The 12,883-nt window shown below is 37.2% G+C and carries 1 protein-coding gene; it reads left to right on the forward strand.

The window, feature by feature from the left end; translation table 11 throughout:
* Positions 1 to 195: 195 nt before the first annotated feature.
* A complete protein-coding gene (locus tag RM520_RS10925) occupies positions 196 to 12,720 on the forward strand; it encodes a T9SS type B sorting domain-containing protein (RefSeq protein WP_311388037.1) in 12,525 nt (4,174 codons plus the stop codon).
* Positions 12,721 to 12,883: the final 163 nt, after the last annotated feature.

Here is a 12,883-nt window from a genome sequence, read left to right on the forward strand (position 1 = left end):
CCGTTTTTTCTTACAAAAGCTTACATATTTAACTTCAAGTACTTACAAAGTAAAAATAAATCTTACTGCCAATTTACACAATTCCTTGCGTTACCAACATTCTAAGGGGGTTTTACAACATATTATTGCTGACCTCTAGTAGTTATAGTTTTTTTGAAGTTCGGTAAAATGAAAAATACCCATAAAATTAAACTAATGCGCCAAAAAATTCTGTTTTTATTCTTCGTAATAGGATTTAGTTTATCTATTAATGCACAACTAAGTGATCTTCATTATCTACCACCTTTAAAGCAAGGTCAAAATAATGCCGGTATAAGAGAGCAAGCGGTATACTTGTCTACTCCTGAACCAACAACGTTTACTGTTAATGCATACCAAGGTACTAGCACAACACCTGTAGCAACGTTCAATATCTCGAATGTAAGTCCAGCTGTCTACTCCATGAGCAATGGTGATAACAATATCATTTTAGTAAATAACACCAATACAGGTGTTATTTTAAATAATAGCGGATTACGATTTGAATCACCAAGCGGAAATAAGTTTTATGTAAACTATCGCGGAAGTAGTTCTGCGCAATCAGCTTCCTTAACTGCAAAAGGTAGGCAAGCCATGGGCCAACGTTTTAAATGGGGTGGTGTACCAAATTTAGGTTCACATTCTTCAAAATCGAATACACTAGGTATAATGGCTACTGAAGATAATACTACAGTTCGGCTTTTCGGATATGATCCGGGTTGTGAATTTAGAGTAGGTAATGACCGAGCGGGGATAACTGATGATACTTATACGATTACTTTGAATGCCAATGAGTCTTTTGTTTTTGAGACTTATATTGGTACAGCACCAACCCAAGCACACGAAGATGGTTGGATTGGAGCAACTGTTGAATCTGATAAAGATATTGTAATCAGTAATGGTTCTATAAACTTTGGTCGACAAGTTGGGGCTTCAAACAGAGATGCCGGTATTGACCAACCGGTTCCTGAAAATAGACTAGGTAAAGAATATGTTTTTGTTAGAGGTAATGGTAATGCTAATGGATGGACAGAATTCCCTTTAGTTATTGCAACTTACGATAACACTCAAATTTATGTGAATGGAGGGACTCTTCCAATTGCTACGATAGATGAAGGTGACTATTATGAAATTCCAAGTTCATATTTCTCTGCAAATACTGTTGGTGCAAATATGTTTGTACAAACTTCTAAAGACGTTTATGCTTATCAATGTATGGCGGGTGCGTCAACAGCATATACTCAAGGTCTTAATTTTGTGGCACCAGTTAACTGTCTTTTACCAGATGTTATGGATAACATTCCTGACATTAGAAATATGGCAGGTACTGATGTTACTGGTGGAGTAACTATTATTGCCGCAGTCAATACTCCCGACACTAATATACAGGTCACTGATGGTAATGGGCCCGTTACCCTACCGGCTTCAACCCCAGTAATGGGTTCAAGCGATTGGAAAACATTTTTTATACCAAATCTAAATGGCAATGTAGATGTACAATCTACAGGTCCCATGGCGGTTGGATTTTTTGGTTATAACGGAGCACGTGGTGTTGCAGGTTATTTCTCCGGTTTTGATACCGTACCTGAAGTGATTTTAGAAATTCGTGGAGGTTCCGGTTGTTTTGTTGGTTCAGAAATATATGAAGCTACTAGTAATTTTGATGCTTACCAATGGTTTGAAGACGGTGTTCTTATTCCTGGAGCTAATAGTCCAAATTATCAACCATTAGGTGCAGGAGACTTCTTCGTAAGAGGAACCAAAGGACCCTGTACTTATGACAGTAATATAATTAGAGCGCTCTATTGTGATCCAGATATTGTTATAAATAAATCGGTTGACAAACCAGAAATAATGGAAGGTGAAACCGCTACCTTTACAATTAAAGTAAGAAACCTTGGTGTTGGTCCCATAACAAATTTACAATTAACCGATAATCTTCCAGCAGGTCTTTCATTTGTAAGTGCTTTTACTATACATGGTAGTTGGAGCGGAAATACATGGAATATTGGAACTCTTGACGGTGGCCTTACGGCAGAATTAGAGCTTGAAGTTCGTGGTGATGAAATAGATATTTTACCTTTAGTTAATTTAACCAATACTGTAACACATACCCAAGATCAAGTAGATACCAACACATCTGAAGATATACCATCAACAAGCATTATTGTTCATAATGATTATGATAACGATGGGGTTAGAGATATAACCGATTTAGATGATGATAATGATGGTATTTATGATACAGAAGAATGTGCAGCAGATATTTGTTTTGAAGCCATAGTAAATGAAAGTTTTGAATCTCCAGTAATTCCTAATGCTACTTATAGAATTCTTAACGAATCTAGTGTTCCAGGTTGGTTAACAACATCCACTGATGGAAATATTGAATTTTGGTCTGATAATTTTCAAGGTGTAGATGCTTTTGATGGAAATCAGTTTGCAGAACTAAATGCCACACAGAACTCAGCGCTTTACCAAAATTTATGTTTGACACCTGGTACAGTAATGAATTGGTCCTTTAGACACAGAGGTAGGTCTGGTACAGATGTTATGCGACTACGAATTGGTGCTGACCTTGCATCGGCGACTGAACAAGGTACAATGACTGATGATAATACCGCTTGGGGCTTGTACACCGGAACGTATACAGTACCCTTAGGTCAAACTAATACCGTCTTCATTTTTGAAGCGGTATCAACAGCTGGTGGGAGTCTTTCGGTAGGTAACTTTATTGACGATATAAAAATTAATATTGCGGATGTTCCAGTTTGTAGAGATACTGATAATGATGGCCTTCCAGATAGCTTAGATTTAGATAGTGATAATGACGGTTGTAGTGATGCAAATGAATTCTATAAAGATGAAAATGCTGATGGTGGAGACGATGGAGTATACGGTAATGGAACACCTGATGTTGATCCGGTTGATGGAACCGTAAATGATGCTTCTTATGTAAGAGTACTTGCACCAGAAATTCTTTTAGAAAATACTTCTGAAGACTTAGGTGGAAATGATATTAATGGTCAAGATGTTAGTCTTGGGCAAACTTTTGAGTACGTTTTACGATTTCAAAACACCGGTGATGATGATGCAGTAAACTACTCAATAAGAGATATTTTACCTAACAACGTTACTTTTAATACTGCTGACCTATCTAACGCGCCAGGAACACCGGCTCCTTCTTATGATCCGGTAACCAATGAACTTACTTTTCAAATACCAGATAATCTTGTAGAAGTTGGAGATCCACAATATAGTATTAGAATTGAAGTAACAATTGCAGCTAATTGTTCAGAATTTGTTGCAGCATGTTCTTCAACTTTAGAAAATTTAGCATATTCTACTTACGAAGGAGAAACTAATACTGCTGTTTTTACAGACGAAAACGGCTCTCCTTCAATTACGGCTTGTCCTAGAACACCTGAAGTTGCGAGTAATTCAATACTTAATGATTTAACAGGATGTAATCAAGCTAGAACGGTACAGCTTTGTGGTGATAATACCATTTTAACTGCTGGTTCAGGATTTACAACTTATAACTGGTTTTTAGACACCAATAGTAATGGAGTAGTTGACGGAACTGATATTGCCCAAAATGATGGTGATCCGGACAGTGATCCAAGTACTTTATTCGTAACAAATATCGGAGACTATATTGTTCAAAAATCTGCAGGTGGAACCTGTCCTGATTTAGTAGAACGTATAACGGTAGAACGTTTCGGAACAACTCAAACTAACCCTATTGTTGATTATTTTAATCAAGTAAATGGTGATGCCAATCCCGACAATGACATGCAAGGTCAGATTGTAACCTGTTCTATTGATGGAGATTTATTACCAAAAATATTTTTATGTGGTGCAGATGACGAAGCTACTATTCAATTAGGTATCACAGATGCACAAGGAATCACCTGGGAAAAACTTGACGAAGCTAGTTGTTCAGATACTGGTGATGATTGTGCTAATAAAAATGGTACTTGTACTTGGAATACTGTAGCAACAACAGACAACTTTACACTTACTGAAAGTGGCGAATTTAGAGTAGTTATCAACTACCTCAATGGTTGTTTCAGTCGTTTTTACTTTAATGTGTTCAAAAATGAGTTAGACGTTCAACACACTGCGTCTGATATTCTTTGTAGCACACCAGGTAACATCAGAATTACCAATGTAGGTTCTGGTTATGGTTTTCAACTTGTTGATGCTGCGGATAATGATAATGTAATTGTACCATACAATGCTAATAACGGACCAAATTTTGATATTACAACAAGTGGTGTTTATAAGGTTCAGGTGACGCAATTAGACCCAGTTGATGGAACTCCATTAATTGGTGGTTGTATTTTTGAAACACCAGATATTGGTATCCAAGAAAGAGATTTTAGTGTTGATTTAACTACCACTCCTGCCGATTGTAATGCTTTAGGCACCATTACCGTTCAAGCTTTAAATGCGTTACCTAACTACAGTTATGAACTGCGACTTGATGATGGTAGCAATGGAGGTCAAGGTTCTTTAGTTAGCAGTCAACCTGCATTAACAAGTAATACATACACTTTTACAAATGTCAACCCTGAAGACTATATTATCATTACTCGTACCCAAGATGGTTGTTTTGATTCACAACAAATTTCAGTACTTGAAATTGATGACCCTCAATTAAGTGCCGTAGTTTCCGAACATATAACGTGTAATTCTGGTATTGTAACTGTTACTCCTAGTAATGGTCTTCCTGACCCAGATTATTTTATGGCAATTTGGAGTAAAGATGGAACTGATCTATATGCAGACCCGTCTGATATTCTTCCGGCTGATTTGCAAACTACTTCAAATTTCTTATTCAGAGATAGTACAGATGCTGGAGACTATGAATTTATTGTTATTGATGGTAATGGATGCTTTGCAATTTCGAATACTATAAGTATTGATTTTTACGGAAGTCCAGTAATTACGGCTTCAGATTCTGGAATAACTTGTTCAGGTGCTTCGAATGCCGAACTTACAGTTAGTGTAACTGGTGGTACCGCTCCATATCAATATAGCCTTGATGGCGGAATTAACTACCAAAACAGCAATTCATTCTTAAATCTACCAGCCGGTTTATATTCCATTACTGTCATGGACTCAAGTGGTACAAGCGGGCCCAATTGCGTTGAAACTTTTGAATATGAAATTGTAGAACCATATAGACTTACGGCTTCCGCAACTATTATTGAAGATGCTTCCTGTAATACTACAGGTGCATTAGTTAAAATATTAAACCCAAATGGAGGTCAAGCTCCATATGAATATAGTTTTGATGGTGGTGCTAATTTTGGACCAATAGATGAACAAAATTTATTAGCAGGTAACTATCAATTAGTACTTAGAGATGACTTAGGTTGTACTTTTGATATGGATTTAACCGTCCCTGCTTCGGCCACTGACCCTAGTTTTAATCAGGTGGTTGATTATGATTGTGATGGATTTGGTAATATAACCATAAACCCTTCAAACACTAGTGACTTTACTTATTCTTATACTTTGAACGGTACAGGAAACACACCTTTAGATAACAATGTATTTACTAATGTTGCGGATGGCACACATACGGTAACTGTTGGGTACTCAAGCAGTATTACTCCGGCCCAAAGCACAGTATTTTTTGAAAATTTTGGAGCGGGATTAACTACCCAAATTGGAGAAATAGGTCCTGGATATTGTTATGAACCTCAGAATGGTACTACAACGGCTTGTAATTTAGGTCCAGCAGGAATCTTGGTTGATGGCGAATATGCTGTAACCAATTTGGTCACCAATCCAGTTTCTTTTTATCGCAATCCAAATGATCATTCTGGCTTAACAGATGGTAGATTCTTCGCCATTAATCCAAGTAATAATTTAGTGGGCCTCAATAGCGTAGTATGGCAAAGAAGTAATATCGAGGTTTTACCAAATAGGGATATTACTATTACATTTTATGCTTACAACTTACGTTCCACCGGATCAGCTGGAAATAATCCAGAAATTGAAATTCAATTAATTGATGCATTTGGTGCTATTTTAAATAATGTAATCACAGCTGAAATACCAAAAAACACAAATGCTGATGATTGGCATGAACGAACAATAACGTTTAACCCGGGAGCCAATACAAATGTAGGTATCGTCCTTAGAAGCAATCAAGGCGGTGACGACGGTAACGAACTTATCCTAGATGATATTCAGGCATACCAATTACCTGAAGTTTGTGAAAAGACAGTTGATTTAACAGTTATCGTAGAAGATAATCAAGAATTCTCAGCTAATCTTTTAGGTACAACCGACCCGAGTTGTAATGGAGGTTCCGATGGTGCGATACGTTTTCAAGTTTCCAACTTTGATACCGCAACCGGATTTGAGTATTCAACTGATGGCGGTATTATTTGGACTACTTCTTTAAGTTCACCAGTAACAACACCAAGCAACTTAATAAACGGTAGTTATACGGTTCAAATTAGAAAAGTTAGCGATAATACTTGTACGACGAGTTTTGCAGCAACTTTAACTGAACCAGATGTAATTGTTCCGTCTTTAGTTCAAACAGCAAATTTCACTTGTTTTAATACTGGTGGAACACTGGAAGCGTCAGCAACAGGTGGAAATCCAGCATATGAATATCAACTAGAAACTTCTGGAGGTGCTGTAATTACAGCTTACCAAACTAATACTCAATTTACTAACATTACTGACGGCGATTATGTAGTAAGAGTAAGGGATCAAAATGGTTGCGATGTGGTATCTACTACCCCTGTCACTATTGTAGCTCCAAACAATATTGTTTTTGATGTAACCCCAACAGCTTGTTATTCTGGTACAAATGATGGTTCAATTGTAGTAAATGTTACAGCTGGCAATGGAAACTACGAATTTAGAATTGATGGTGGACCTTGGATAATTCCTACCCCATCAACAGCTACCACACATACTTTTGATGGACTTTCAGCTGGAAGTTATGACATTGAAGTAAGAGATCAATTTGGATGTCCAAATGCTCCAAACACTCAAACGGTGGTTATTAATACTCAAATGATTGTTGATGTTGATGTTACAGCACTAAGTGCCTGTAATAGTGGTTTAATAACTGTTAATGCAACAGGTGGTAATGGAACTTTACTTTATGCCATTGTACCTGCAAACAGCGACCCAACAGGTCTATTTACTGCTACAAACACCTTAACTATAACAGAAGTAATGGCAACCGCTAATCCAGGTGGATATGATATTCATGTTCAAGATAATAATGGCGCCCCTGCTATTTGTACATCGTTAACTGAAGATATCATACTAACCCCTGTAGCTCCTTTAACAGTCACAGCTACACCAACTGATCCTCAATGTTTTGACGGACTTGGCTCAGTAGATATTACCCTGAGTGGAGGCACTAGCCCATATACTTATTCTCTAGTCGATTTAAGCCCGGCTGACGGTATCGATTATAGTAGAAGTAATTCTAACATAACAACAACCACTTTAAACTATGCTGGTATTGGTGTTGGGAATTATGAAGTAACCATAACAGATGTTAATGGTTGTGACATCACTTCAACAACAATTACCATTAATAACGCAATCGAAATAACTGCGGATATTTTTCCAATACTACCTGCGGCTTGTGCAAGCACTGTCGAGAGTGACTTCGGATTTGAATTTGACAATATTGTTACACCAACTGGTACTGTAGAATACAGTAATGATGGTGGTACAACTTGGCAAGTTTCTAATGAACTTAGAGGTTCAGTAGCAAATCCTACATTTTCAGGGACAGAGGTTTTCCCTTCTATTAGAGTAGAAGTTTCACCTGGTGTTTTCTGTCAAAAGGATTTTGATCGCTATTTAATTCCTTTTCCACTTGATGACTTAGATATTACTTTATCAGCTATTGTTATTGGTTGTAATGATTTACAAGTTACCGTGGAAGGTAGTGAAGGTGATGACACTGGAGGATATGATTACACCTATACAGATGATCCCGCAAACTTCAATACTTTTATTTTGGACCCTAATGTTTGGGTAAATAATGTACCTAGTGGGACTTCACATACTTTTGCAAACATTGACCCAACGACAGCTCAATATCCTGAAGTTCCTGTTTTAGTTCCTGGGAGAACATATGTATTCTATGTTAGAGATGGTTCTGGTTGTATTCGACAAAGTAATGTGAACGTAAATGAGATTCCGTTGGTAGATTTACCAATTGAAATTACATCAGATATAACTCCAACATGTGCAGGAGCAACTACTGGTCAAATAACATTCAATTTAACTCCTGATACTTCGTACCCAAATATGCATTGGGAGATATTCGAATTAGGGAATAACACCCCAATTCAAACTAGTGGTGGAATAGTTGCATTTAGTAGTACTGTTACCACTAATTTATTAGGAGAAGGTGAATATTACATAGAAATTACTCAAGTAGATGCCGGTAATGTTGATGCTTGTCGAGGTGCAAGTGAGAACGCTTATATACCAGAGCTAGCTCCGTTAAGCGCTTTAGCTACTAATATTAGAGATATCTCTTGTAATCTACCAGGTTTAATATCAGTTACTGGTATTACCGGCGGAGGTGGTAACCCTTATACTTATGATCTTGCCGGTCCAGTAGGTTTTACAACATTAACTGGCACAATAGACAATCCTATAGAAGTTCCTGTAAATTCGCCGGCAGGTGATTATACCGTAACGCTGTATGACCAATATAGCTGCCCATTTGTATTGAACACTGTTACCTTATCCCTAGCCCCTAACCCAACTTTGAGTGTAACACAAGATAACTGTGTTTCACCAATCACAGTAAATGCAGTTGGTGTTTCAGTTGCAGGAAATCTGCGTTATGCAATGGTAGCAACTGGCGACCCAACTCCTACTTCTTTTGAGGATAATGGTGGTGTTTTTACCAATGCAACTCCTGGTGCTTATGATGTCTATGTAATGGATGGAAATGGATGTACAGCTCTAGAAAGTAATTTTATAGTTAACCCAGTTTTAGCTGTTGATGCCTCTTTAACAAAACTAATTGACTGTACTATTTCACCAGAAGCAATTATAAATATCGATATACTAGATGGTTCTGGAAGCTACGAGTACAGTATTACTAATACTGCCGGTGCTCCGACAGTTGCTCAAACCGCAGTACCCGGAACTAATTTTGATTATCAGACATTAATGCCTGGTGACTACACCATCACAATTTTTGATACAAATACTCCTAGTAATGCAAATTGTGATAGAGAATTTGTAATCAATGTACCGAATAGAATTGTACCTGTAATTGACCCTAATATTATATCAACTGATATTTCTTGTTTAGGTGCAAATGATGGTAGCATAACAATTTCTACTACTAATGGGGCTGCAGCACCATATACTTTCGAAATAACATCAAGAGATGGTGTAGCGACAAATATTGCGCCAACAAGCACTACCGGAAATTCTGCAACTTTCACCGGACTTGGAGCTGCAATAGCAAATGGTTATAACATTACTGTGACTGGTAACGCTGCAACCAATAATTGCGAAGTCATTAGTGTTGACATTCCAATATCTGAACCAAGTACTATCAGTGTACCGGCTCCGACAATTGTTGAATTTGGATGTACTTCTGGTAACACCGCAAATAATGCTTCAATCACTGTAAGTGGAGCAAACGGTGGTAGTTCAAACTTTATTAGGTACGAATTCATTGAAGAAGATGATCCAAATACAGTCGCAGTTGAAGCGCCAAATACAGTGCAGTCGGGAACAAATACAACATATATTGAAACCGATTTTGCAGGTGGTGTTTACACTATAAATGTATATGATGATAATGGTTGCTTTGGCTCGACAACGGCGATTATAGCACCGTTCGATGTTCTAGGATCACCAACAGTTCATATAGATGATGCTATTTCCTGTGGCAATCTAGGAGAGGATATTTCTATAGATATAGTTAGCAGTATTACTAATTTTACGGCTAATCCTGCCAACTATGAATTTAGAATGTTGCCTTCTGGTACTGCTCAATTAGCAAATAATCAATTCAGCGATTTACAACCTGGATCTTATACTTTTTCGGTAACAAATATTAATACGGGTTGTGAAACGGTTGTTACTCATAATGTAGAAGAACCAAATACATTTGACGTTACGGTTGAAAAATTGACAGACGTTGTTTGTTTTGGTGGTGACGGAAGTATTCGCTTGACTATGAGTGATGCCACTTACACTGGCAGTTTTACTTACAATATTTTTGATACCAACGGCACTCCTGCAGACCGTTCGGATGACGGTGTAGCTATAATTAATGGGGCTTCTCCTGATTTTGGTCCTACGGCCGCAATTGCAGTACCTGCCGGTAATTACATTGTTGAAGTTATACAAGATGGTTTTCCAGAATGTACACAAATTAGATCATTCAATATTACTACTCCAAGTGCACCAATTACACTTGAGCCGATTGATTTGACCGAAGTTGGATGCAGCAATGACCAAGGTAGTGCTGGTATTACCATTGCTGGTGGCGAGTCACCCTATGATATTATCTTAACTAATACAACAACAAGTGTAGTTTATGATGCCTTACAAGTTAGTTCTAATCTTTTCCAAGGTTTAAGCGCCGGACAATATAGTGTTGAAGTTACAGATAACTTAGGTTGTTCAACTACGTTCACAAATGCATTTGAATTACTTCTGCCAGATCCTATCTCCGGTAATATAGCCGCGACAACTTTAGTTTGTGAGGGCGATACTGATGCTTCGGTATCCATAAGTTTGAACCCAAGAAATATTACCTCAAATTATAGATATATATTGAACAGTTATAATGATGCTTTAGGTACGAACTTGATTCAAAGCTCTACCACGCAAACTTTACCAGCATTCGATAATTTAGGCGCAGGATTTTATAGTATTACAGTTTTAGATGACATGAATTGTTCATTTGAATCTAGTATTGTTGAAATAATTAATCCTGTTGAACCAAGAGGAATGTTATTAACCACGGCAAACTTAACTTGTTTGTCGGGGGCAGAACTTGAGCTTAGTGCCATGGGAGGTACAGCACCGTATTTATGGAGTACTGATGGTGTTAACTTTAATGCCATGAACGAAACAAATAGTGCTAATTCCCATTTATTTAGCAATGTACCTGCTGGCACTTACCAATATTATATACAAGATAGCTTCAATTGCGTTTCAACAATTTCAAATGAAATAACGTTGAATTCCATTGAACCTTTAACTTTAGATATTGATACCAGTGGAGCAATTATTAATTGTAATGGCGATAGCACAGCAGTTATCATTGCAAGTGCTAACGGAGGCTTAGGAAATTATCAATATGGTTTATTCTCAGATGCTTTATTAACTGGTGAAATTAGACCATATCAAAGTTCTGATGTTTTTGCCGATTTACCTCAAGGTACTTATTATATAAGTGTGCAAAGTGAAGATTGTCAAACGACTTCTTCAGAAATCATTATAGACGAACCTACACCTTTAGTCGTTGATCCAGTAATTACTAATATTAGTTGTAATGGTGGCGCAGACGGTAGTATTGTGCTTAATGTTACTGGTGGTAGTGGAGATTATCAATATGCGATAACACCTACTCTAAACCAATTCGACTCAAGCAACATATTTACTGGTCTTATGGCAAGTTCTTATGATGTAGTGGTGCAAGATAGTAATGGATGTTTTGAATTAATTGAGTTCGAAATAACTGAACCTGATGTAATTGAAATAGACTATACGGCCACTCCAGAAATATGTGCTGGCGATGAAGATGGTACTATCACTTTAACAATTACAGGTGGAACAGCACCTTACCGAACTAGTTTGAATAGTAATAATGATAGTGATTTCGTTGCTGATCAAATGACTTTTGACGGTTTAGCTAGTGATACCTATGTAGTTTTCATTAAAGATGCAAATGATTGTACTTCTAATGAAATAATCGAAATTGCTGCTGGCGCAAATATTAATGCAGGTATTGAAGTAGTATATGAATGTTCGGGTGATGTACCAGACAATCGTATAGTAGTTACCCTTGAAGACGAAACTGTAGCAGAAGACGTTTTATATGGCATTGATACAGACGATCCAGCAAACATGGTATTAGACCCTAATTTTACAAACCTAAGCCCTGGGCAGCACTTTTTAACAATTGCACATGCCAATGGTTGTGTCAATTCCATAGACTTTGAAATAGAAGATTTTATGCCACTAATGGTAGTTGCTGAACAATCTAATATGAACGAAATCACAGCTTCAGTATCTGGTGGCCTAGAAGGATATACGTATTACTTCAATGATGTGGACAATGGCGAGGAAAGCACTTTCTATATTACTAGAACAGATACTTATACGGTACGAGTGGTTGATGCCAACGGCTGTGAAGCGATGGCTTCAATATATATGGAGTTCATTGATATTGAAATACCGACATTCTTTACCCCTGATGGTGACTTATTGAATGATAGGTGGATACCAGAAAACATAGATCAATACCCAAACATATTTATCAATATTTTTGATAGGTACGGTCGTAAAGTATACCGATTAGAAGATAACGCAGAAGGTTGGGATGGTTTATACAATGACACGAATTTACCAACTGGTGATTACTGGTATATTATTAAGCTAAATGGTGAAAGTGACCAGCGAGAATTCATCGGTCATTTTACGCTCTATCGATAATTAGTTTAATCAAAACCTATGATAAAAAGTCTCTTGAATCAGATATTCAAGAGACTTTTTATTTTGACACTAAATCAAGGTTTATACAACGGTTATCGATTAAATACCACAGCTTTTTTAACTTTTACCACAAATAATTGCCAGTGGACATTTGCATGTCTTG

This window comes from Croceitalea vernalis (genome assembly GCF_031846405.1).
Classification (GTDB): domain Bacteria; phylum Bacteroidota; class Bacteroidia; order Flavobacteriales; family Flavobacteriaceae; genus Croceitalea; species Croceitalea vernalis.

Bases quoted from the DNA above. Each gene is read 5' to 3' on its own strand.
- RM520_RS10925 (WP_311388037.1), top strand. From the start codon at position 196: ATGCGCCAAAAAATTCTGTTTTTATTCTTCGTAATAGGATTTAGTTTA.